This window comes from Streptomyces sp. NPDC088730 (assembly GCF_044751215.1).
In the GTDB taxonomy this organism is placed as follows: Bacteria; Actinomycetota; Actinomycetes; order Streptomycetales; family Streptomycetaceae; genus Streptomyces.
This window is the reverse complement of sequence record NZ_JBIVLK010000001.1, coordinates 788,713-811,432: the sequence shown is the minus strand read 5'-3', so window position 1 is coordinate 811,432 and position 22,720 is coordinate 788,713. Positions and strand designations below refer to the sequence as shown.

Below are 22,720 nucleotides of genomic sequence, written 5' to 3'. Positions count from 1 at the left end.
TCCGATCCCGAATCTGCTCTCAGCACCCCGTCCGGCGTCCCACTCCCTGCCGGGCGCCGGACGGGTGTGATGGATGCGCGAGAAAGGCCCCCCATGTTGAAGTACGTACTGGACATCGTCGACCTCCTCGACGACCCGCAGGCCAATGGGAAGACGGTCGTCGAGTACCTCGACTCCGTGGCTGGGGCCGAGGGCTCGTCCGCCGAGGTCACCACGGTCGCCGGCGAGCGCGGCTCGACGGACTTCGTGATGGTCCGCATCCCCGGCTCCCGGGGACGCACCGCGGGCGGCACCGCCCGCACCCTCGGTGTGGTCGGCCGGCTCGGCGGCATCGGCGCCCGGCCCGAGATGATCGGTCTTGTCTCCGACGCCGACGGAGCCGTCTCCGCCGTCGCCACCGCCGCGAAGCTGCTCGACATGCGCCGCCGGGGCGATGTGCTGCCCGGCGACGTGATCGTCGCCACCCACATCTGCCCGGACGCGCCGACCGAGCCGCACGATCCGGTGCCGTTCATGGGCTCGCCCGTGGACATCGCCACCATGAACCGCCACGAGGTGACCGACGCCATGGAGGCCGTGCTCTCCATCGACACCACCAAGGGCAACCGCATCATCAACCACAAGGGCCTCGCCCTGTCGCCCACCGTCAAGGAGGGCTGGGTGCTCCGCGTCAGCGAGCAGCTCGGTGAGCTGCTGGCCGTGGTGACCGGTGAGCCCTTGGTCACATACCCCGTGACGACTCAGGACATTACGCCGTACGGTAACGGTGCACATCACATCAATTCGATCCTCCAGCCCGCCACCGCCACGGCCGCGCCCGTGGTCGGTCTCGCGGTCACCTCGGCCGCCGCGGTGCCGGGCTGCCAGACGGGCGCGAGTCACGAGAGCGACATCGCCTCCGCCGCCCGCTACGCCGTGGAGGTCGCCAAGGCCTACGGCGCGGGCCACCTGGACTTCCACGACGCGGTGGAGTTCGACAACCTCGTCAACCGCTACGGGTCGCTGTCCCACCTGCAGACCCTCGGCCGCACACCCCAGGAGTCCTGATGGCTGCCGCCCCTCCGGCCGACGCCGCGGTCAACGAGACCAAGAGCATCGGCAGCGACGACTACTCGCTCTCGCGCGTCCCGCGCGACAAGCGGTTCGGCTTCTGGTCCATGCTCCTCCAGTGGCTGGCCCAGTCCGGCTCGATCTCGCAGTTCACGCTCGGCGCCACCATCGGTGTCGGCATGACCTTCGGCAACGCCTTCCTCGCCTTCACGCTCGGCGCGGTGATCCTGGAGATCGTGATCTTCGCGATCGGCCTGGCCGGTATGCGCGAGGGCCTCGCGACCCCGATGCTGACCCGCTGGGTGGGCTTCGGCCGCAACGGCTCCGCACTGGTCAGCTTCGTCATCGCGGTCAGCCTGGTCGGCTGGTTCGGCGTCCAGAACACGATCTTCGGCAACAGCGTCTCGGCGCTCGTCGGCGGACCGTCCTGGATGTGGTGCGTGCTGGCGGGCATCGCCATCACCGCCCTGGTGATCTTCGGCTTCAAGTACATGGCCAACTTCGCGAAGATCGTCACCCCGCTCTTCTTCGCGATGGTCGCCTGGTCCGTCATCAACACGCTCAAGGACCACTCCTTCAGCGACCTGATCCACTCGCCGCCGCCCGGCGACACGATCCCCCTCGCCGTCGCCGCCACCGCCATCGCGGGCGGCTACATGACCGGCGCGATCGTCTCCCCGGAGATGACCCGCTACAACCGCAAGGGCTCGCACGTCTTCCTGCAGAGCGCCTCCTCGATGATCCTCTCCGAGTACATCGTCGGACTGACCGGTGTGCTGCTGGGCCACCTGGTGAAGAGCAACGAGGTCTCGCACATCGTGCTCTCCACCTCCGGTGCCTTCGGCGTGATCGTGGTCCTGATGTCCACCGCCAAGATCAACGACTGGAACCTGTACGGCTCCTCGCTCGGCGTCGTCAACTTCTTCCAGGTCGTCTTCGGCAAGCGCGTCCACCGCGGCGCGGTCACGATCGTCCTCGGCATCGCCGGCACGCTCCTGTCCGCGGTCGGCATCATGACCCACTTCACCGAGTTCCTCACGATCCTCGGCGTCGCCATCCCGCCGATCGGCGGCATCATCGTGGCCGAGTACTGGGTCGTGAAGAAGATGCGCAAGCCGCTGGACGACACCCGGGAGTCCCAGACCCTGCCGAAGACCTCGCCGACCTGGGTGCCGATGTCCATCGTCATCTGGATCGTGGCCTTCTGCGTCGGCAAGTTCTACGACGGCGGCATACCGGCCCTGAACTCGCTGGCCACCGCCTTCGTCCTGTACTGCGTGCTCGGCCTGCTGGGCTGGGTGAAGCCGTACGGGACCTCCACCCTGGACGACGAGGGCGGCCAGGACGCGGCCCCCGACGCCCGCACCAGCACCCCTGTGGGAGCAGCATGAGCACCACCGAACCCACCGCACCCCTGATCCCCGCCTCGGACGAGGCCCAGGCCGAGGTCGTCGACCTCTGCGCCGAACTGATCAGGTTCGACACCTCCAACCCCACCAGCAACGAGCGCGCGAGCGCCGACTGGGTGGTGGGCCGCCTCGCGGAGGTGGGCATCGACTCGGAGCTCGTCGAGTCCGCGCCGGGCCGGGCCAGCGTCATCGCCCGGATCGCCGGCCGCGACCCGGAGCGCGGCGCGCTGATGGTCCACGGCCACCTGGACGTGGTCCCCGCCGACGCCTCCGAGTGGCAGGTGCCGCCGTTCTCCGGCGAGATCCGGGACGGCTACCTGTGGGGCCGGGGCGCGATCGACATGAAGGACACGGTGGCCGTCATGCTGGCCACCGCCCGGCACTTCGCCCGCACCGGCACGCGGCCTTCCCGGGACCTCGTCCTGGCCTTCCTCGCCGACGAGGAGGCGGGCGGCAAGTTCGGCGCCCACTGGCTCGTCGAGCACCGTCCGGAGCTGTTCGCCGGGGTCACGGAGGCGATCGGTGAGGGCGGCGGGTTCTCCTTCGCGATCGACGACACCCGGCGCCTCTACCCGATCGAGAACGCCCAGCGCGGCATGGCCTGGATGGAGCTCACCGCCACCGGCCGGGCCGGCCACGGCTCCTCCCCCAACGACGAGAACGCGGTCACCGACCTCGCGGAGTCGCTGACCCGGATCGGCCGCGAGACCTTCCCGATCCGGCTGATCGAACCCGTGCGCGCACTGCTCGAAGAGGCCGCCCGGCTCTACGGTGTCGAGTTCGACGAGAACGACATCGAGGGCAGCCTCGCCCGCCTCGGCCCGGTCTCCGACTTCATGCAGGTGGTGCTCCGCAACTCCGCGAACCCCACCATGTTCAACGCCGGTTACCAGACCAACGTGATCCCCGGAAAGGCCACCGCCCGCGTCGACGGCCGCTTCCTGCCCGGCCACGAGCAGGAGCTGATCGACACCATCGACAGGCTGCTCCTCCCCTCGGTGAGCCGCGAGTGGGTCAACCACGACATCGCGATGGAGACCACCTTCGACGGACCGCTCGTCGACGCCATGTGCGACGCGGTGCGCGCGGAGGACCCGGACGGCCACCCGGTGCCGTACTGCAACCCCGGCGGTACGGACGCCAAGGCCTTCACCCACCTGGGCATCCGCTGCTTCGGTTTCAAGGGTCTGAAGCTCCCGCACGACCTGGACTACGGCCGCCTCTTCCACGGCGTGGACGAGCGCGTCCCGCTGGAGGGGCTGCGCTTCGGGGTCCGCGTCATGACCCGACTCTGGCAGAGCTGCTGATCCCTCCGTCACAGCTCCGCCAGGGGCCCGCCCCGACCCGGGCTCACCCCACCCGTACGCCCCCGCAGAGCTTTTCGGCGGGGGCGTACGGCGTCTCGCGAGGCCGCGCCACGGACATTCACGGGCACTTCACCAAAAGGCCAGCCCGCTCTCCCCTCCGGCTGGTTCGCGCTGCCTAACGTCGTTGGTTCAGACCGGTTACCGGTCCGTTATCACGACATCGCGCAGAGAAGGAACCCCCGTGAGAATCACCCCGCTCGTGATCGCCGCCTCCTGCCTGGCGCTCGCCGCCCCGGCCGCCGCGCAGGCCGGGCCGCAGCCCTCCGCGCCGCCGGCCGCACCCGGTGTCAGCGTCCCCGGCGGACGGTACGACCACACGGTGTCGCTCAACTTCCGCGCCGGGCGCGGCGACACCGTCCGCTACACGCTGGACGGTTCGACCCCGACCCGGGAGAGCCGCGCCTACTCCCCCGGCCGGCCGCTGCGGATCACCGAGGACACCAACGTCACGGCCGTCGCCTTCCGGGGCAAGCGGGCCAGCGTGCCCGTCGCGTACGGCTACCTGGTCAAGACGAAGGAGAAGCCGCTCGCCCGCTTCGTCGTCATGTCGGACGTCCACGTCGGGGACCACAAGAACAACGACAAGAAGTACGAGAGCTTCTTCGACACCATCGGCTCGGTCTTCCCCCACCCGGACGCGATCCTGTCGAACGGCGACATGATCAACGACAACGGCGACGGCAAGGGCCCCGACCACCGCATCGTCTCGGACATCTTCCAGTCGAACCTGAAGCGCAAGGGCATGACGGGCACCCAGGTGCTCCTGTCCAACGGCAACCACGACGACAGCCTCGCCGCGATCCGGGCCGGCTATCCGAAGGCCTGGTTCCCCGACTCCGGCGGCGGCTACTACGAGTCCGACGTCAAGGGCGTCCACCTGCTCACGGTGAACACCGAGACGTACGACCGCGACAGCGCGCAGCGCACCTGGCTGAAGAGCCGGCTGGCCGCGCTCACCAGCGCCCCCGGAGCCTCCGGCAAGCCGGTCCTGGTCCAGGGCCACCGGCCGACGACGGGCACCACGATGGACGGCCAGCAGGCCACCAACCCAGGGCTCGCGGCGGACCTGAGCGCCTTCCCCCAGGCGATCCTCTTCTCCGGCCACTCGCACCTCAACAACAACGACGACCGGTCCATGTACCAGGGCGACTTCACCTCCGTCAACGACGGCTCGATGTCGTACGTCGAGGTGGACCACGGCTACCAGATGGTGACCGAGAACGGTCTCGCCGACCGCTTCGAGGCGCCCACCGCGCAGGCGCTCTTCGTCGAGGTCTACAAGGACCGCACCGAGATCGACCGGATCAACATGGCCGCCGACCGGCACGACATCTACACCGGCGGCCAGTGGTCGGCGAGCTGGCAGCCGCCCTACGCGAGCGCCGGCACGCTGAGCGGTCCCGGCTGGACGGTACGGCTGAAGGGCCGCACGAACCAGCAGATCAAGGACAACTTCCGCTACACCTCCGACCGGCGCAACACGGTGGCCCCTCAGTTCACCGCCCGCAAGCCGCTGACGGCGGTGCGCGCCGCCGGGGGCGGCACGGCGCTGCGGGTCGCGCAGGCGAAGGACGACCAGATGGTCCACCACTACACGGTCGACATCACGGACACGACGACCGGCGCGAAGGCCGTCTCGTCGAAGGTGCTGTCCGACTTCTACTTCATGCCGCGCCCCAACGCCCTGGACATCCCGGTCACGGGCGCGGTGGCGGGCCACCGCTACCGCGCGGAGGTCGTCGCCGTGGACGCGTACGGGAACGCCTCCCGTCCCGCGTCGCTGGCCTTCAAGGGCTGAGCCGGCGGCCGCGGGGGCGCCGCACGCCCCCGCGGCCGGACGGACCCCGCGCGCACCCCCGGTCCCGGCGTGCGGCACGATGGGGCGCCGTTGACATGCCCCGTCCCCGTATCCCGCCCCAACTGGAGGAACCCCGTGGCCGCCGAGCCCAAGCCGGAGATTCTTGCCGCGTTCCAGGCCGCCAAGGGCTTCATGCCGGTGGTGGAGGGGCTGGCCCTGTACGCGGCCGCCGCGGAGGCCGCCGCGCTCGGGCTGCCGCTGCTGGAGGTGGGCACGTACTGCGGGCGCTCCACCATCCTGCTCGCGGACGCCGCCCGCGCGGCGGGGGCCACGGCCCTCACCGTGGACCACCACCGGGGCAGCGAGGAGCAGCAGCCCGGCTGGGAGTACCACGATCCGACGGTGGTGGACCCGGAGGTCGGCCGGATGGACACGCTGCCCACCTTCCGCCGGACGCTGCACGCGGCCGGTCTGGAGGAGCACGTGGTGGCGCTGGTGGGCCGCTCCCCGCAGGTCGCGGCCGTCTGGGGCGGTCCGCTCGGCCTGGTCTTCATCGACGGCGGCCACACCGACGAGCACGCGAACGGCGACTACGAGGGCTGGGCCCCGCATGTGGCCGAGGGCGGGCTGCTGGTGATCCACGACGTGTTCCCGGACCCGGCGCACGGCGGGCAGGCCCCGTACCGGATCTACCTGCGGGCGCTGGCCTCCGGGGCGTTCACCGAGATCTCGGTCACCGACTCGCTGCGGGTCCTGCGGCGTACCGGGCCCGGGATCTGACGACACCCCGCGCGGGGACGGCCCCGAGGGCTCCGGACGCCGCGCGGGCCGCCGGATAGCATCGCCGGGTGCGTGACGACGAATGCCTTCCCCCCACCCCGCGCCGCCCGGCCCTGTTCGCCGCCGCGACGCTGACCGTGCTGTGTCTGGGCGCCTCCGGCTGCGGCGGCGGTGACATCGCGCAGGCCCGGCCCGGCCCGGCGGCCGCGTCGCCGTCCTCCGCGAAGACCTCCTCGCCGGCGCACAGCAGCCCGGCGGCCCCGGCCACGCGGAAGCCCGCCCCCTCCGCGTCCGCTCCGGACGCCCCGTCCGGGCCGCTGTCGGGGAAGACGGTCGTGATCGACCCCGGGCACAACCCGCGCAACCACCTGCACACCGCCGAGATCGGCCGTCAGGTGGACATCGGCACCGCGCACAAGGAGTGCGACACCACCGGCACCTCGACCAACGCCGGTTACCCGGAAGCCGAGTTCACCCTCGACGTGGCGCACCGGATGCGCGCGCTGCTGAAGGCGCGGGGCGCGAAGGTGGTGCTGACGTACGACAACGACCGGCCGTTCGGCCCGTGCGTGGACGAACGGGCCCGGATCGGCAACAAGGCCGGGGCCGACGCGGTCGTCTCGGTCCACGCGGACGGATCGGCGGCCGGCAACCGGGGCTTCCATGTGATTCTTCCCGCGCCGGTGCGCGGCGGCGGTGCGGACACCTCGATGATCGTCGGCCCTTCGCGCGATCTCGGTACGCGTATCGCCGGACTCTTCGTCCGGGCTACCGGAAGTGCGCCTTCCAATTACATCGGCGGCAATACCGGACTGGACACCCGCAAGGACCTGGGCGGTCTCAATTTGTCTACCGTGCCCAAAGTCTTCATCGAATGCGGCAATATGCGTGACCCGAAGGACGCGGCCCTGCTCACCCGTGCGAGTTGGCGCCAGAAGGCGGCCCAGGGCATCGCCGACGGCATCAGCAGCTACCTCAACGGGTAGTAAGAGGTGGTTCTGCCATGAATTCGGGAGGATGCCCGCCCATTGTCCGGACGGGGGGCACAACCCGACCGGGCAGACGATAGATTCATCCGTACGATGGGGAGCCGCCCCCGAGCTTCGCGCCGTGTCCGCCGCACCGGTGGCAGCGACGACCGCCCCGAAAAGACGACCGACTAAGGACCTTCACGTGAATATCCGCTCCCTCACTCGAGGCGATGGCGTGGTGATCGGAGCAGCGGTCGTGCTGTTCATCGCCTCTTTCCTCGACTACTACTCCTACGGGAACTCCAGCATCGACGCACCGAATGCCTGGGATTCGCTGGGCATCGCGATCGGTGTCTACCTGGTCGGGGTGGCCGGCGCGGCGCTGATCGTGCTCTCCCGCTCGCAGCCCCAGCCGCGCAAGGTCTTCGGCCTGGACCTGGCCGCGTTCGGCGTGGCCGCCACGGTCGTCACCGCGTGGCACCTGCTCTGGACGATCCTCGACCTCGGTTCGATCGACGCCGGCGCCGGTCTGGTCCTCGGCATGATCGCCTCCCTGGTGCTGGCGGGTGCCGCGGTCGCGTCCCCGATGGTCCCCGCGCTCAAGGCCCCGCTCGCGGGTGCCCCGAAGCCGCAGGCCGTGCACCCGCCGTACGGCGGTCACCCGCAGCCCGGCCAGGGTTACGGCTACCCGGGCGCGCAGCAGCAGCCGCCCTTCGGCGGTCAGCAGCCGGGCCAGCCGCAGCCGTACGGTGCCCAGCAGCCCGGCCGGCCCGAGCCGCAGCAGGCGGCCGCGCCGGCCCAGCAGGCCCCGGCGGCCGACGCCGCTCCGGCCGGTGACTTCACCCCGTTCTGGTTCGCGGTTCCGGTGGCCCGTCCGCTGTACGGCGAGGACGGTTCGCCGGCCCCGATCGCCGAACTGGCTCCGGGTACCTGGTACCTCGCGGTCGAGCAGCGCGGTGCCGCCCTGATCGCCCAGACCCAGGACGGCCGTCGTGGCGTGCTCCAGGACACCACAGGCATCCAGCGCGGCTGACACCCACGCACCGCACCGACAGCGGCCCCCCGCCCCTTCCGGGCGGGGGGCCGCTGTCGTACCCTCCGGCTATATCTGATGCAGCGTCAGACATACTGGGAGGCAGCGAAATGCGGCTCGGACTCGCTCTCGGATACTGGGGCCGCGGCCCGGACCCGGCCCATCTGGACCTCGCCCGCGAGGCCGAGGACCTCGGATACACCTCGGTGTGGACGTCGGAGGCCTGGGGCTCCGACGCCTTCACCCCGCTGACCTGGATCGCCGCCCACACCTCCCGCATTCAACTGGGCACCGCCATCGCGCAGATGGCGGCCCGCACCCCGACCGCGACCGCCATGCACGCGCTGACCCTCGACCATCTCTCCGGCGGCCGGATGATGCTCGGCCTCGGACTCTCCGGACCGCAGGTCGTCGAGGGCTGGTACGGGCGGCCGTTCCCCCGCAGCCCGCTCACCGCGACCCGCGAGTACGTCGACGTGGTGCGCCAAGTGCTCGCCCGTGAGGCGCCGGTCGCGCTGGACGGCCGGTTCCACTCCCACCCGTACAACGGTCCGGACGCCACCGGGCTCGGCAAACCGCTGAAGCCGATCACCCATCCGCTGCGGGCGGACCTGCCGGTGCTGCTCGGCGCGGAGGGGCCGAAGAACATCGCGCAGACCGCCAGGATCGCGGACGGCTGGCTGCCGTTGTACTGGTCGCCGCTGCGCCCCGACGTGTACGAGGCCTCGCTCACCGGACTGCGTGACGGCTTCATGATCGCGCCGCTGGCCCGTGCGCACGTCTGCGACGACGTCGCGGAGGGGCTGCTGCCGGTGAAGGCGATGCTCGGCTTCTACATCGGCGGCATGGGCGCCGCCGCCCGCAACTTCCACGCGGACCTCATGGCGCGGATGGGGTACGCCGAAGAGGCCCGGCGGATTCAGCGGCTCTTCCTGGAGGGCCGCAGACAGGAGGCCGTGCTGGCCGTCCCGGACGCGTTCGCGGACGAGATCTCGCTGGTCGGTCCGCGCGAACGGATCGCGGAGCGGCTGGAGTTGTGGCGCAAGGGGCCGGTCACCGACCTGCTGGTGACCGCGCCGGACCCGCACACCCTGCGGGTCCTGGCGGAGCTCAGTCTGTAGCGCCTCCCGTTCGCAGGGCCCCGGCCGCCCGGTCCGGGACCGCGCCCTCGCCCGTCCAGGCCAGCAGCTCGTCCGCCGTCCACGTGCTGACCACGCGCTCCGGCGGGACGCCGCACTCCTCGGCGCGGGCGCAGCCGTGGATCTGCCAGTCCAGCTGTCCGGGCGCGTGCGCGTCGGTGTCGACGGCGAACAGGGTGCCCGCCTCGACGGCCCGGCGCAGCAGCCGCCTGGGCGGGTCGAGCCGCTCGGGTCTGCAGTTGATCTCCACCGCCGTGCCCGCCTCCGCGCAGGCGGCGAAGACCTCGTCCGCGTCGAACCGTGACTCCGGGCGGCCCCGCCCGGTGAGCAGCCGGCCGGTGCAGTGCCCGAGGACGTTCGCCCGGGGATGGCGGACGGCGGCGAGCAGCCGCCGGGTCATCGGTCCGGGGTCCATCCGCAGTTTGGAGTGGACGGAGACGACCACCAGGTCGAGGCGGGCCAGCAGTTCGTCCTCCTGGTCCAGGGTGCCGTCCAGGTTGATATCGCACTCGATACCGGTGAGCAGCCGGAACGGCGCCCAGCGTTCGTTGAGTTCGGCCACCACGTCGAGCTGTTCCCGCAGCCGCTCCGGAGACAGCCCGTTGGCCACCTTCAGCCGGGGCGAGTGGTCGGTGAGCACCGCCCAGTCGTGGCCGAGCTCCGCCGCCGTACGGCCCATCTCCTCGATCGGGCTGCCGCCGTCCGACCAGTCGGAGTGCAGGTGGCAGTCGCCGCGCAGCAGCGCGAGCAGCCGCTCGCCGCCCTCGGCGAGCGGACCGTGCTCCTCGGCCTCGGTCTCCAGCCGCTCCAGATAGCCGGGCACCTCTCCGGCGACCGCTTCCCGGATGACCTGAGCGGTCCTGGGGCCGATGCCCTTGACGCGTTCCAGCGAGCCGTTCGTCACCCGCTGGACGGCCTCCCCCTCGGCCATGGCGGTGACGGTGCGGGCGGCCGTGCGGAAGGCCTGTACGCGGTAGGTGCCGGCCCCGCCGCGCTCCAGCAGGAAGGCGATCCGCTCCAGGGCCCTGACCGGGTCCATCGGAACCTCCTCGCCGGACGGGGACGGGCTGCCGTTCGTTCCAGCTTGGCGCAGCGGCGCCCGGCCCGCACACCGGCCGCGTCCCCGCCCGGCCGCTTCCCCCTCAGCCGAAGGAGGACCGCGCCAGCCAGAAGTCCAGCAGCTCCGCGTCGCCCAGCACCTGGACCCGGTCGCTGTCCGGGGCCAGCCGGCGGTTGAAGACCAGCATCACGTCGGTGAGCGGCCCCCGCAGGGCCACGGTCGCCTTCTCGTGCGCGCGGCGCCAGGTGAAGCCGTCCTCGCCGAACTCGATCAGCCATTCGGCACCGGGGACGTCGGTGGCGTGCAGATGGATGGAGCGCCCGCCACCGCGCAGCTCCGCCGCCCGCGGGTCGTATCCGGAGCCTGCGGCGAAGGCGACGATGTCCAGCCACTCGTCGATGGTGTCCGCCGCCAGGTCCGGCGCCATCGCGTAGGGCACCTTCGCGGTCAGGGCCGCGTCCGCCTGGTGGACGACGGTCTCGATCGCCATGCGCCGGGCCCAGAACCCGGCGCTGTGCTCCCAGGCCCAGGACTAGACCGGCAGCTCCGGTCCCGCCTCCCGCAGCGCCCCGGCGGTCCGCGCCGCCCCCTCGGCCAGCCAGGCGTCCAGCACGGCGGGGTCGTCGCCCTCCGGGGTGAAGTGCGGCACCCGCTCGTCCGGGACCTCCTCGGTGGCCCGGGTGCGCACGATCTCACCGACCCAGCGGTGGGCGCCGCCGACGTGGACGGCGAGTTCGCGCAACGTCCATTCGGGGCAGGTCGGTACCATCGCGTCGAGGTCGCCGTCGGCCACCGCGGATCTCAACGCGTCGGTCCTCAGGACGATTTCGTCGCAGTAGCGCTCATGGGTGAGAGGGGTCATGCCCGCAGCCTAGGGCCTGACCCACCGGACACGGCCTAGTCGCTGCCGCACCACCGGCCCCAGGAGTTATCCGCCGAGCTGCGAGGTGGACGGGACCTTGTCCTTCACCTCGGCGCCCGCGCTCTTCCCGGCGTCCTTGATGGAGCTGATGACGCTCTCGAAGGCGCCGATGTCGCCCGCTCCCGCCTCGCCGTTGCGGAGCCTGGTGGCCATGCCCTTGAGCGAGGCGATGCCCGCGGTCAGCGGTGCGACGGCCTTCGAGAGGAGCGGGTCGCCCTTGGCGTTCTCGGTGGCGGCCTTGAGCCGGTTGTAGGCGAAGCCGCCCGCGAGTCCGGCCTTGACGAGCGCGAAGGTGCGCCCGTCGGCGCCCTTCTTGAACTTGCCCGCCCGGTACGGCTTGACGACCCACTGGTAGGTGGCGCCCGCGGCCAGCCCGGCGTTGGTGACGAACCGCGTCTTGGCGAACTTCTGCGCCTCGGCCGACGACGTACCGGTGGGCGACGCCGAACTGCTGCCCGTCCCGCCGTCGCCGTTGTCGTCGCCGCACCCGGTGGTGCCCATCAGCACGGCGCAGGACAGCAGCAGCGCCAGGAGCAGACGGCGGAGCGGCACGGTACGGGGCACGGCGGACCTCCCTGGCGGGACACATCACAGCAGGTGCCGGGGCCCGGCACTCCCCTGCAAGGCTGGTGGCGGGCCGGACGGCCCGCCACCGGAGTAAGCCGTCCGGGTTTCACTCAACCGAAAGCGGCAATCCGCAGTCCATGTCGTACTCAAGAGGCAACGGAAGCAGCACCGCAGCACGTGTCATAGCCGTGGTGGCGGACATCATGGCTTTCATCATCATCCTCTGGATCCTGATGTACCTGCTCGACGCGAACCGGGGCAACGACCTGGTCGAGTTCGTGCGGCACAGCGCACGCTGGCTCGCCGGGTGGTCGTACGACCTGTTCACGTTCGACAAGGCGTGGGCCAACGTCGTCGCCGGTTACGGTCTCGCAGCCGTCGTGTACCTGTTCATCGGGCACGCCGTCGCGGGCCGCATCCGCCGCTGAGGCCGCCTGCCGCTCAGCCGCAGCAGTCCGGCTCCAGCCCCTTCGGCAGCCGCTCCCCGCTGAAGACCGCGGTGGTCGCCTCGTCCCCACCGAGCGCGGCCACCGCGAGCAGCAGCGAACCGGCGGTCCAGGCCGTGCGCTCCTCGGGCCAGAACGCCCGGTTGCCCTCGAAGACGTACCCCGTCCAGTACATCCCGTCCCCGGCCCGCAGGTGCTGGATGGACTGGAGGATCTCCAGTGCCCGGTCGGACTCGCCCATCACCCAGAGCGCCAGGGCGAGTTCGCAGCTCTCGCCGCCCGTCACCCAGGGGTTGGGCAGCACACAGCGCACGCCGAGGTCCGGGACGACGAAGCGGTCCCAGCCCTCCTCGATCCGCCGGGTGGCCGCCGGCCCCTCCAGCGCGCCGCCGAGGACCGGGTAGTACCAGTCCATCGAGTAGTGGCTCTTGTCCAGGAAGCGTTCCGGGTGGCTGCGGATCGCGTGGGCGAGTGCGCCGGTGGCCAGCTCCCAGTCGGGCTGCGGCTCCTCGCGGCGTTCCGCGATGGCGAGCGCGCAGCGCAGCGCCTGGTGGATGGAGGAGGAGCCGGTGAGCAGCGCGTCCGTCACCGGGGTGCCGTCGGCCTCCTGCTTCCAGCCGATCTGGCCGCCGGGCTGCTGGAGCCTCAGCACGAACTCGACGGCGGCGAAGACGGTCGGCCACATCCGGTCGACGAACGCGTCGTCACCGGTGGCCAGGTAGTGGTGCCAGACGCCGACGGCCACGTACGCGCAGAAGTTGGTCTCCAGGCCCCGGTCGGTCGGCCGGTGCGGGTCGCCGTCGTGGTAGGCGGCGTACCAGGAGCCGTCGCCGTTCTGGTGGCGGGCCAGCCACTCGTAGGCGCGTTCCGCGGCCTCGTGCTCGCCCGCGGCGTCCAGCGCCATGGCGGCCTCCGTGTGGTCCCACGGGTCGAGGTGGTGCCCGCGGAACCAGGGCAGCGCGCCGTTCTCGCACTGCACGGCGAGCAGCGCGGCGACGGTCTCGGTCGCCTGCCCGGCGGTGAGCACTCCGGGCAGTACGAGGTGTTCGGTCCGCTCGGGAAGGGTCACGCCTCGGCCTTGGCGGACTCGTCGGCCTTCGCCGGGGTGCCGGTGGCCGGGACGGCGGGCAGGTGCGGCTTGGTCGCGTAGGCGACGAAGCTCTTGCCGACGACCGGGTTGAGCAGCTGCTCGGCGATCCGGGTCGCCATCGGCTTCTTCATGATGTCCCAGACGAGCAGCTTGTGGTACGCCCGTACCGGCAGCGCCTTGTCGTTGTCGACGCCGAAGGCGCACTTCAGCCACCAGTAGGGCGAGTGCAGCGCGTGCGCGTGGTGGGTGCCGTACGGCTTGAGGCCGGCGCCGCGCATCCGGCCGAGCAGCTCCTCGGCCTTGTAGATGCGGATGTGGCCGCCCTCGACCTCGTGGTAGGCGTCGGAGAGCGTCCAGCAGACCTTCTCGGGGCCGTAGCGCGGCACGGTGACCGCGATCCGGCCGCCGGGCCTGAGCACCCGGACCATCTCGGCGAGCACGCCCTTGTCGTCGGGGATGTGCTCCATCACCTCGGAGATGATCACGACGTCGAAGGACTCGTCGGGGAACGGCAGGTTGAGCGCGTCGCCCTCCATCGCGGTGGCGGTGGCGCCGTCGGGGGCCTCGCCGGCCTCCTTCATCGCGGCGAACCACTTCGCGACCTCGCGGATCTCCTCGCCGTTCCGGTCGAGAGCCACCACCTGGGCGCCGCGCCGGTAGCACTCGAAGGCGTGGCGTCCGGCGCCGCACCCCAGGTCGAGCACTCGGTCACCTGCGGCGAGCGGGAAGCGGGTGAAATCCACGGTCAGCACGAATGCCTGCTTTCGCGGTCGGGGTTCGGAGGGGGCGGGACGCCGGGGCGTCCGGGGCGGTGCGGGGTCAGCGGCGGCCGTCTGGCCGGGTGGCGGCGCGGGCGGCGATGGCCTCCCGGTAGAGCGCGGCGGTACCGATCGCCGCCTGCTTCCAGGTGAACCGGGCGAGGACCCGGGCGCGGCCCGCCGCCCCGAGCCGCTCGCGCAGCGCGGGATCGCGGAGCAGCCGGCCCAGCGCGTCGGCCAGCGCCCCGGCGTCGGCGGGCGGCACGGCCAGGCAGGTCTCGCCGTCCGGGCCCGCGACCTCGGGGATCGCTCCGCCGGTGGTCGCGACGAGCGGGGTGCCGGTGGCCATGGCCTCGGCGGCGGGCAGCGAGAAGCCCTCGTACAGCGAGGGGACGCAGGCGATCTGGGCGCCGCGCACCAGGTCGACGAGTTCGGCGTCGCTGATGCCCTTGACGAACTCGACGGCGTCCCCGAGCCCGTGCCGCTCGATGGCCTGCGCGACCGGCCCGTCCTCGGCCCGGCGGCCGACGACCACCAAGTGCGCCGCGGGGTTCTCGGTACGGAGCTTGGCGAGCGCCTCGACCAGGTGGACCAGGCCCTTGAGCGGGACGTCGGCGCTGGAGGTGGTGACGATCCGGCCCTCGACCTCTTCGACGGCGGGGTCGGGCGACCACAGCTCCGTGTCGGCGCCGATGTGCACGACGTGGACGCGGCCGGGGTCCACCCCGAGGTGCTGGACGATCTCCTGCTTGGAGGAGCCGGAGACGGTGAGCACGGACGGCAGCCGGCGGGCGACCCGCTTCTGCATCCGGGTGAAGGCGTACCAGCGGCGTACGGAGGCGCGGCGGCGGCGGTTCGGCGCCGCGGCCAGGTCGAGCTGCCGGTCGACGGTGATGGGGTGGTGAATGGTGGTGACGAGGGGGGCGCCGAGATCCCCGAGGAGCCCGTAGCCGAGCGTCTGGTTGTCGTGGATGACGTCGAACTCGCCGCTCCGGGCGGCGAGATGGCGTCTGGCGCGCAGGCTGAAGGTGAGCGGCTCCGGGAATCCGCCGGTCCACATGGTGGCGACCTCCGCGGCGTCGATCCAGTCCCGGTACTCGCCGCGCTTCGGGGTGCGGAACGGGTCCGGCTGCCGGTAGAGGTCCAGGCTCGGCAGTTCGGTGAGCGGGACGCCCTCGTCGAGCACCGGGTAGGGCTGGGCGCCGATCACCTCGACGCGGTGGCCGAGCCGGGCGAGTTCGCGGGCGAGGTGGCGTACGTAGACGCCCTGGCCGCCGCAGAAGGGGTTGCCCTTGTAGGTGAGGAGTGCGATGCGCAGCGGCCGGTCGTCTTCGGGGCCTGCTTCCGTGTCCGACGTACCGACGCCCGTACGGGGGCCCGACTCTATGGCCTCAGCGGTCACACTCGGCCCCCTTCTCACTGCGTGTTCGCCGGAGCGTAACCGCTCACGCTAATCTAGAACAAGTTATAGACCGGATCGTTCAACAAGCTACGAATCTACCGGCAGGTAGTGACGGTGCAACGGCCGGATCAGGTGATTCGCGCCACGGCACACACCCTGGCATGCTGTGCGCCGCCGGACCGGCCCTCGCGTCCTCGCGGTCGCGGACAGAAGCCACGGGGATGGGACACATGACAGCGGAAGCCAGACCGGCATCGCCGCCCCTGACGGAACGCCAGGAGGCCCGCCGCCGCCGCATCCTGCACGCCAGTGCGCAGCTCGCCAGCAGGGGCGGTTTCGAGGCGGTCCAGATGCGCGAGGTGGCGGAGGCCGCCGGGGTCGCCCTGGGCACCCTGTACCGCTACTTCCCGTCCAAGGTCCACCTGCTGGTCGCCACCATGCAGGACCAGCTCCAGCACATGCACGGCACCCTGCGCAAACGTCCCCCCGCCGGGGCCGACGCGGCGGACCGGGTCGCCGACACCCTGATGCGGGCGTTCCGCGCGCTCCAGCGGGAACCCCATCTGGCGGACGCGATGGTGCGCGCGCTGACCTTCGCGGACCGCAGCGTGAGCCCCGAGGTGGACACCGTCTCCCGCCTCACCACCGCGATCATCCTGGACTCGATGGGGCTGGAGCACCCGACGCCCGAGCAGCTCTCGGCCGTCCGGGTGATCGAGCACACCTGGCACTCGGCGCTGATCACCTGGCTCTCAGGGCGGGCGTCGATCGCTCAGGTGAAGATAGACATCGAGACGGTGTGCCGGCTGATCGACGTGACGGCACCGGACCCGCCCCGCTGAGCGGCCCCCCGGGCGCCGCCCAGGTGCGGTGCCCGCACGCCTCCCCGGTGAAGTGAGGCGCCCTGCACCACATCGACGACGGCACGGTGTTCATACGGTTCGCCGACATCACAGGAACACGCCGAGGAACCGGTCACCGCGGGTCGCGGAGCCGGCGGTACGAGCAGAGCCGGCACAGCCGGCGGGGCCACCCGCACCGCCTCGACCGCGGCCCTGCCGGCCGTCGCCGACCGGCCGCGGCCGGCCCGCTGCTGACCGGATGCGGCGCCGCCGGCCAGGCGGGCGGCGAGGACGCCGGGCCCGGGAAGTCCGGCGGCGCCCCGGCCGTGAAGGTGGGCCCGGTCTGCTCCCGGACCGGGCTGCTCCCGGACCGGGCTGCTCGCGGACTGCGGCAAGCGGTACCGGGACGAGCCGGCGCTGCGCCCGCACCTGCCGTCGGGCCGGAGCGCCGCCAGGAGCTGAGATTATGCTGGGGCCATGGCTCAGTCGTTGCCCTCCGTGGTCACGGGCCGGCGGCGGCCGGGTGCCGGTCCTGTCCTCCGCGTCGGGCGCCGCACGCTCGTGGAATCCCTGTATCTGCTCACCTCGCCGCTGAGCGCCGCCGCCGGTCTGCTGCTGGTGGCCGGCGGACTGTGCGCCGCGACGGCCGGTTCGCTGGTGCCGGGCGCGTCGCCCGTCCCGGCCCGCGCCCTCGCTGTGGCGCGGTGGCCCGGCGATCTGGAGTGGTGGCGGATCGGCGCGGTGCGCTCCCGGACCGGCGGGACGCGCGGCGTGGGCCGGCGGCCGAGGTCGGAGGGGACGGACGGCGCGGCCGACCCGGAGCTGTGGCTCGACCTGGCGCACGCGGTGCTGGTGCTTCCCGTCGTGCTGGTCACCTCGGTGGTGACGGCGGTGTGGTGGTTCGTGGGGGCCGCCACCGTCACGTATCCGCTGCGCAACCAGGTGTCGCCCGGCTCGTTGCGGCCCATGACCCTGTACGCGGGCAGCGACCGGTCCCACGTCGCGCTGAGCCTGGGGCTGACGTCGCCGTCCGGGCGGATCGCGTTCGCGCTCTCCATCGGCGTGCTGCTGCTGTCGACCCTGCCGCTGGTGACCCGGGTGTGCGTCACCGTCCAGGCCGGTCTCGGGCAGGCGCTCCTGTCCAACATGTCCGCGCTGCACCGCAGGATCAGCGGACTGGAGCAGGAACGGGACACCGCCCGCGCGCAGGCCGTCGCCGCGGTGACGGCGGAGACGGCCGCCCTGCGCCGGCTCGAACGGGACATCCACGACGGACCCCAGCAGCAGCTGGTCCGGCTGGCGATGGAGCTGGGCCGCGCCCAGCACCACTTCGACAGCCGGCCGGAGCTGGTCAGGACCGCCCTCGCCGACGCGGTCCTGCGGACCCAGGAGGCACTGGACGAACTGCGGGCCCTGTCCCGGGGCATCGCCCCTCCGGTCCTCACCGACCGGGGGCTGCGGGAGGCGCTGCGCGCCCTGGCCGCGCGCAGCGTCGTACCCGCCGAGCTCGACGCCGCTCCGCTGGGCCGCCGGCTGGAGCCCGGCATCGAGACGGCCGCGTACTTCGTGGTCGCGGAGGCGCTGACGAACGTGGCCAAGCACAGCCACGCCCGCCGGTGCACGGTCGGGATGCGCCACACCGGGGGAACCCTGCGGGTCTGGGTGACGGACGACGGGGTGGGCGGCGCCGCTCCGGCCGAGGGGCACGGGCTGTGGGGCCTGGCCGACCGGGCGCGGGCGGTCGGCGGCCGGCTGCGGATCGACAGCCCCGGGGACGGCCCGACGACGGTCACGGCGGAGCTGCCATGTCGCTGACCGCGGACGGGGCGCCGCCGGCCCCCGCGGCCCGGGAGCCGCTGCGGATCGTCGTCGCCGATGACGCGGTGCTGCTGCGCGAGGGGCTGGTCCGGCTGCTCTCCGAGGACGGTCACGAGGTGGTGGCGGCGGTCGGTGACGGCCCGGCCCTGGTCGAGGCGGTGCTCGCGCACCGCCCGGACGTGTCCGTCGTCGATGTGCGGATGCCGCCGACGCATACGGACGAGGGCCTGCGGGCGGCGGCCACCGCCCGCAGCCGGCTGCCCGGCGCCCCCGTGCTGGTGCTCAGCCAGTACGTGGAGGTGTCCTACGCCGCCGACCTGCTCGCGGACGGCTCCGGCGCGGTCGGCTATCTGCTGAAGGACCGGGTCGCCAGGGTCGAGGAGTTCCTGGACGCGCTGGTCCGGGTCGCCCACGGCGCGACGGTGCTCGATCCGCAGGTGGTCGCCCAGTTGCTGGCCAGGCAGCGCCGGGACGATCCGCTGGACAAGCTGACCGCGCGTGAACGGCAGCTGCTGGCGCTGATGGCCGAGGGCCACTCCAACTCGGCCATCGCCCGGCGCCTGGTGCTCTCCAACAGCGCGGTGGAGAAGCACATCGGCAACGTCTTCGCGAAGCTCGGCCTGCCGCCCGACGACTCACGGCACCGCCGGGTGCTCGCCGTCCTCGCCCACCTCGACGCCTGAGGGCCTCCCTTCACCAGCCCCCTTCGAAGAAGGCCAGGAGCGCCGGTGCGGGGTCCGCGGTGGTGGCCGTGTTCGCCACGGCGATCACGGCGACGGCCGCCGCCATCAGGGCCCAGAACAGTCCGGACGACCGGAGCACGCGCCTGGTCCGCCGGTCGGACGCCGCCACCGCGGCGAACCTCCGCCACGACACCGCGCTGACCGCGGCGGCGAGGAGTGCCACCGCCGTCGCGGCCACCGCGAGCACGGCGTGGTAGCGCCCGAAGTCGCTGACCATCACCTCGACCGGAGGCGGGGTCGGGCCGCCGTCCGGATAGGCGGCCAGTTGCCGCCTGATCTGATCGAGCACACCGGCGAGCTCTCCGTGCGGCCTGTGGACCGGCAGCATCGACATCAGCGAGGAGAACGGCGCCACCGCACCCTGGATGTTGGCCATCACCATCGCCAGCGAGAACAGCGCGAGCGCCGTGACGACCGCCGCGGCGGACGCGAGAGCGGCCCTGGTTCCCGCCGTGCGCCCGCCGGCCCGCAGGAACGCCTTCCAGAGCAGCGCGCCGAGCGCGATGAGCACGGCCAGCAGGAGCGCGGCGGTCACGGCCTTGACCAGGTGGTAGCGGGACCAGTAGTCGACGAGGTCGCGCAGGCCCGGGGGAAAGCCCCGCTCGCCGGATTCCCAGTAGTCGGTGAACGACGCGGAGAGGCGGTCGTCGAGGTCGCGCCGGCTGCCGTATCCGCCGCCGGACATGCTCCCCGCCACCGGACCGGGGGCGAGCACGAAGGCGGAGATCAGGCCTGCGGCCAGAGCGGTGAGCACGGTGGCGGCACGGACGGGGACACCCGCGGTGCGGGGCGGTCCGGGCCGGGTGGTGGGTGGTGGCGTTGTGGACATGCTGGTGACTCTGTCGCGACACCGCCCGCCCGGTCACTGCGGTCCGCCACCCGTCCGGGGTGTGGCAGGCCACACCCCGGCCGGCCCTCCGGTCAGTCCTCCGGCGGGAACACCACTTCCCCCGAGTCGGCCAGGGCGACCGTGATCGCCTCGACCGGGCACCCCTCCGCCGCGGCGAGCACCCGCTCGTTGGCGTCCGTCTCCGGCTCCACGGGATGCGACTGCCGGGCGGAGTCCAGCCGGAAGCCGCCCGGTGCGTGGTTGACGCACATCCCGGAGCCGATGCACACGCTCCGGTCGACCTCGACGCTCCACCGGTCCCCCATCAGGACGCTCCCCCGTACCCGGCGGGCAGATGGATCATCTTGTGCTCGAAGTACTCCCCGTACCCCTCGGGCCCGAACTCCCGTCCCACGCCTGAGTTCTTGTAGCCGCCGAACGGTCCGAGCATGTCGAGACTGAAGGTGTTCACGCTGTACGTGCCGGTCCTGACCCGGCGGGCGATGTCGATGCCGCGCTCGGTGTCGGCGGTCCAGACGCTGCCGCTGAGCCCGTACTCGGAGTCGTTGGCGATCTTCACGGCCTCGTCCTCGTCGCCGTACGGCAGCAGGCAGATGACCGGGCCGAAGATCTCCTCGCGGGCGACGCGCATGGAGTTGTCGACGTCCCCGAAGAGCGTCGGCTCGACGTACCAGCCGCGCTCCTGCGAGGCCGGACGCCCGCCGCCGGTGAGGATCTTGGCGCCCTCCTCCTGCCCGATCCGGATGTAGTCGAGGGAGCGCTGCTGCTGGCGCCGTGCGACGAGCGGGCCGAGTTCGGTGGCCGGGTCGAGCGGGTCACCGACCTTGAGCGCACCGGCGGCGGCGGCGAACGCCTCTGCCGTCTCCTCGTACCGGGAGCGCGGGACCAGGATCCGGGTCTGGGCCACGCAGGCCTGTCCGTTGATCATCCAGGCGAAGGGGACGATGCCCGCCACGGCGGTGTCCAGATCGGCGTCGGGGAGGATCACGGCGGCGGACTTCCCGCCCAGCTCCAGGGTGACGCGGGTGAGGTTGCGCGAGGCGACCTCCATGACGCGCCGTCCGGCGGCGACGGAACCGGTGAACGAGACCTTGTCGACTCCGGGGTGCCCGACCAGGTACTCGCTGACCTCGCGGTCGGCCGGCAGGATCGACAGCACGCCCTCGGGCAGCCCGGCCTCGGCGACGATCTCCGCCAGGATGTAGGCGTCCAGCGGGGATTCCGGCGACACCTTGAGGACGGCCGAGCACCCGGCGAGCAGCGCGGGCGCGAGTTTGGCGGCGGCGGTGAACTGCGGCACGTTCCACGGCACTACGGCCGCGACCACCCCGACCGGCTCGCGGCGCACCAGCAGCGGCCCGAGGGCCCCGTCCCGGCGCTCCTCGTACGGGAAGGTGCGGGCGACGGTGATCGCCGCGTCCCACACCATCATCGCGGCGAGGGCCTGCACCATGACGCTGGAGCTGTACGGGGTGCCGTTCTCCGAGCTGATGACCCGGGCGATCTCCTCGTACCGCGCGGCGAACGCGTCCTTGATCCGGGTGACGACGGCGATCCGCTCGTCCAGCGCCATCCGGGGCCAGGGCCCCTCGTCGAACGCCCGGCGGGCGGCGGTGACGGCCCGGTCCACATCTCCCTCCGCGGCATGCGGCACCCGGCCGATGACCTGCTCGGTGTGCGGGGAGACGACCTCGATGACTTCCCGCCCGAGCGGATCGACCAACTCCCCGCCGATGAACAGTTTTCCGTGTTCGACAAGCTCGCTCATGGCTGCTGCCTCCCGCGACGCGGCATGTGACCCGACTCGTTGACTGGTTCCGAGCCACGCGTTCCGGGGCTCTGCCCCCGGCCCGCATCTGACTCCATGTCAGAACTGATACCAGTTCCAGTTCCAGGAGTCCACGGATGAGCCACGCCCACCGGGGCCGCACGTCGGGCACCCCGCGCCGGACACCCCCGCCGGGGGCGGCAATTGGTCTGTACCAAATCCGGCCAGCCTCTTGCCAGGAACCGCGCGCCTGGGCAGGATTTGTCTGGCGATCAAGCAGGTAATCACCCGCTTTCGCCCCTATTGCCGACGCTTCGGTACCCGTCGGCGTCCGTGGCACCCCACGGCCCAGCCCACCGAACCGGACCGTTCGGCCGACGCTCCACCCGCACATGTCCCTCTTCCCGCTCACGCATCGTCACCGGATGAAGGAGTCACCCATGTTCGCGAAGCCCCTGCCCAGGAAGCGCGGCGCCGCCGTGGCCGTAGCCGCCGCCGCCGCGGGCATGCTGCTGGCCACGGCGCCCGCCGCCCAGGCAGCACCCGACAACTGCACCATCTCGTCCGGGAGCAGCCTCTCCAGCCTCTGCACCAGCGGTACCGGCCAGCACCGGATTCACGCGGTGCTCAACCCGCTCGACCCCCGGCTCCCCCAGCGCATCATCCTCGGCAACTGGGCCCCGGTCGGGCAGGCCTCGGTCGCCTCCAACCCGTGGGGCGCGGCGTACGTCGTGAACGCCTGGGTGGACCGCACCGACTAGGGTCTTTCGCTTGGATCAGGCCGGATCAGGAGCGGGGTCCGGTGCGCGCAGCTGCAAGGCGGAGGATCGGGGCAGATGGGGTCTCCCCCGCTCGAACGAAGTCGAGAGCCTGGGGAAGGTGCCATGGCGACTGACGACAACGCGGC

21 protein-coding genes and 1 pseudogene are annotated in these 22,720 nt (G+C 72.1%); 13 read left to right on the top strand and 9 right to left on the bottom strand.

From position 1 onward, the window contains the following. Positions 1-93: 93 nt before the first annotated feature. From ACIP89_RS03670 to ACIP89_RS03635, 8 genes are all read left to right on the top strand, one after another. Positions 94-1,047, top strand: a complete 954-nt coding sequence (locus ACIP89_RS03670) for a DUF1177 domain-containing protein (RefSeq protein WP_073735798.1) — start codon at positions 94-96, stop codon at positions 1,045-1,047. Next, the gene (locus tag ACIP89_RS03665; RefSeq protein ID WP_401921192.1) at positions 1,047-2,441 is read left to right on the top strand and encodes a cytosine permease; all 1,395 of its coding nucleotides are present in this window, start codon (positions 1,047-1,049) and stop codon (positions 2,439-2,441) included. Before ACIP89_RS03670 ends, ACIP89_RS03665 begins: the two co-directional genes overlap by 1 nt. Beyond that, positions 2,438-3,766, top strand: coding sequence for a M20/M25/M40 family metallo-hydrolase (locus ACIP89_RS03660; RefSeq protein WP_402112806.1), 1,329 nt, complete (start codon positions 2,438-2,440; stop codon positions 3,764-3,766). The genes ACIP89_RS03665 and ACIP89_RS03660 overlap by 4 nt, the downstream gene beginning before the upstream one ends. A gap of 241 nt (positions 3,767-4,007) precedes the next feature. After that, entirely contained in the window at positions 4,008-5,624 is a 1,617-nt protein-coding gene (locus ACIP89_RS03655; RefSeq protein ID WP_402112805.1) for a chitobiase/beta-hexosaminidase C-terminal domain-containing protein, read from the top strand. 135 nt (positions 5,625-5,759) lie between these two features. After that, positions 5,760-6,404, top strand: a complete 645-nt coding sequence (locus ACIP89_RS03650) for a class I SAM-dependent methyltransferase (protein ID WP_402112803.1) — start codon at positions 5,760-5,762, stop codon at positions 6,402-6,404. 68 nt (positions 6,405-6,472) lie between these two features. Beyond that, positions 6,473-7,390, top strand: coding sequence for an N-acetylmuramoyl-L-alanine amidase (locus ACIP89_RS03645; protein ID WP_402112800.1), 918 nt, complete (start codon positions 6,473-6,475; stop codon positions 7,388-7,390). A 220-nt stretch (positions 7,391-7,610) separates the two neighbouring features. Then, positions 7,611-8,408, top strand: a complete 798-nt coding sequence (locus tag ACIP89_RS03640) for a hypothetical protein (protein WP_402112798.1) — start codon at positions 7,611-7,613, stop codon at positions 8,406-8,408. A gap of 110 nt (positions 8,409-8,518) precedes the next feature. After that, positions 8,519-9,529 carry an LLM class F420-dependent oxidoreductase gene (locus ACIP89_RS03635; RefSeq protein ID WP_402112795.1) on the top strand — a complete coding sequence of 337 codons (1,011 nt, stop codon included), beginning with the start codon at positions 8,519-8,521 and terminating at the stop codon, positions 9,527-9,529. On the opposite strand, the gene ACIP89_RS03630 is transcribed toward ACIP89_RS03635, so the two are convergent. The 3 genes and pseudogenes from ACIP89_RS03630 to ACIP89_RS03620 all read right to left on the bottom strand — a co-directional run bounded on the left by ACIP89_RS03630 (position 9,519) and on the right by ACIP89_RS03620 (position 12,093). Continuing rightward, the gene (locus tag ACIP89_RS03630; RefSeq protein WP_402112792.1) at positions 9,519-10,586 is read right to left on the bottom strand and encodes a PHP domain-containing protein; all 1,068 of its coding nucleotides are present in this window, start codon (positions 10,584-10,586) and stop codon (positions 9,519-9,521) included. The genes ACIP89_RS03635 and ACIP89_RS03630 overlap by 11 nt on opposite strands. A gap of 103 nt (positions 10,587-10,689) precedes the next feature. Next, positions 10,690-11,469, bottom strand: a pseudogene (locus ACIP89_RS03625) (maleylpyruvate isomerase family mycothiol-dependent enzyme). Positions 11,470-11,535: 66 nt separating this feature from the next. After that, positions 11,536-12,093, bottom strand: coding sequence for a hypothetical protein (locus tag ACIP89_RS03620; protein ID WP_402112791.1), 558 nt, complete (start codon positions 12,091-12,093; stop codon positions 11,536-11,538). Between the two features lie 140 nt (positions 12,094-12,233). On the opposite strand from ACIP89_RS03620, the gene ACIP89_RS03615 reads away from it, so the two are divergent. Further along, entirely contained in the window at positions 12,234-12,524 is a 291-nt protein-coding gene (locus ACIP89_RS03615; RefSeq protein WP_401921205.1) for a hypothetical protein, read from the top strand. 13 nt (positions 12,525-12,537) lie between these two features. Here ACIP89_RS03615 and ACIP89_RS03610 read toward each other — a convergent pair whose 3' ends face one another. The 3 genes from ACIP89_RS03610 to ACIP89_RS03600 form a co-directional block, all read right to left on the bottom strand. Then, positions 12,538-13,611 (bottom strand): prenyltransferase, encoded by a 1,074-nt coding sequence (locus ACIP89_RS03610; protein ID WP_402112790.1) that lies wholly within the window; start codon positions 13,609-13,611, stop codon positions 12,538-12,540. Next, complete coding sequence (locus tag ACIP89_RS03605; protein ID WP_402112788.1) at positions 13,608-14,384, bottom strand: class I SAM-dependent methyltransferase; 777 nt, start codon at positions 14,382-14,384, stop codon at positions 13,608-13,610. Before ACIP89_RS03605 ends, ACIP89_RS03610 begins: the two co-directional genes overlap by 4 nt. A 67-nt stretch (positions 14,385-14,451) precedes the next feature. Further along, a complete protein-coding gene (locus ACIP89_RS03600) occupies positions 14,452-15,792 on the bottom strand; it encodes a glycosyltransferase family 4 protein (RefSeq protein ID WP_402112786.1) in 1,341 nt (446 codons plus the stop codon). A 230-nt stretch (positions 15,793-16,022) separates the two neighbouring features. Between ACIP89_RS03600 and ACIP89_RS03595 the strand changes: the two genes are divergently transcribed. The 3 genes from ACIP89_RS03595 (at position 16,023) to ACIP89_RS03585 (ending at position 19,135) form a co-directional block, all read left to right on the top strand. Further along, positions 16,023-16,634: a TetR family transcriptional regulator gene (locus tag ACIP89_RS03595; protein ID WP_401921210.1), complete on the top strand. Its 612-nt coding sequence runs from the start codon at positions 16,023-16,025 to the stop codon at positions 16,632-16,634. 477 nt (positions 16,635-17,111) lie between these two features. After that, positions 17,112-18,449, top strand: coding sequence for a sensor domain-containing protein (locus ACIP89_RS03590; RefSeq protein ID WP_402112783.1), 1,338 nt, complete (start codon positions 17,112-17,114; stop codon positions 18,447-18,449). 41 nt (positions 18,450-18,490) lie between these two features. Then, positions 18,491-19,135 (top strand): response regulator, encoded by a 645-nt coding sequence (locus ACIP89_RS03585; protein WP_401922319.1) that lies wholly within the window; start codon positions 18,491-18,493, stop codon positions 19,133-19,135. Positions 19,136-19,145: 10 nt separating this feature from the next. Here the strand turns inward: ACIP89_RS03585 and ACIP89_RS03580 are convergent, their stop codons facing one another. From ACIP89_RS03580 to ACIP89_RS03570, 3 genes are all read right to left on the bottom strand, one after another. Further along, complete coding sequence (locus ACIP89_RS03580; RefSeq protein ID WP_402112781.1) at positions 19,146-20,024, bottom strand: hypothetical protein; 879 nt, start codon at positions 20,022-20,024, stop codon at positions 19,146-19,148. A 92-nt stretch (positions 20,025-20,116) separates the two neighbouring features. Further along, the gene (locus ACIP89_RS03575) at positions 20,117-20,350 is read right to left on the bottom strand and encodes a ferredoxin (RefSeq protein ID WP_401921214.1); all 234 of its coding nucleotides are present in this window, start codon (positions 20,348-20,350) and stop codon (positions 20,117-20,119) included. Continuing rightward, positions 20,350-21,813 carry an aldehyde dehydrogenase gene (locus tag ACIP89_RS03570; RefSeq protein ID WP_401921216.1) on the bottom strand — a complete coding sequence of 488 codons (1,464 nt, stop codon included), beginning with the start codon at positions 21,811-21,813 and terminating at the stop codon, positions 20,350-20,352. Before ACIP89_RS03570 ends, ACIP89_RS03575 begins: the two co-directional genes overlap by 1 nt. 440 nt (positions 21,814-22,253) lie before the next feature. On the opposite strand from ACIP89_RS03570, the gene ACIP89_RS03565 reads away from it, so the two are divergent. Continuing rightward, complete coding sequence (locus ACIP89_RS03565) at positions 22,254-22,574, top strand: hypothetical protein (RefSeq protein WP_401922333.1); 321 nt, start codon at positions 22,254-22,256, stop codon at positions 22,572-22,574. Positions 22,575-22,720 lie beyond the last annotated feature (146 nt).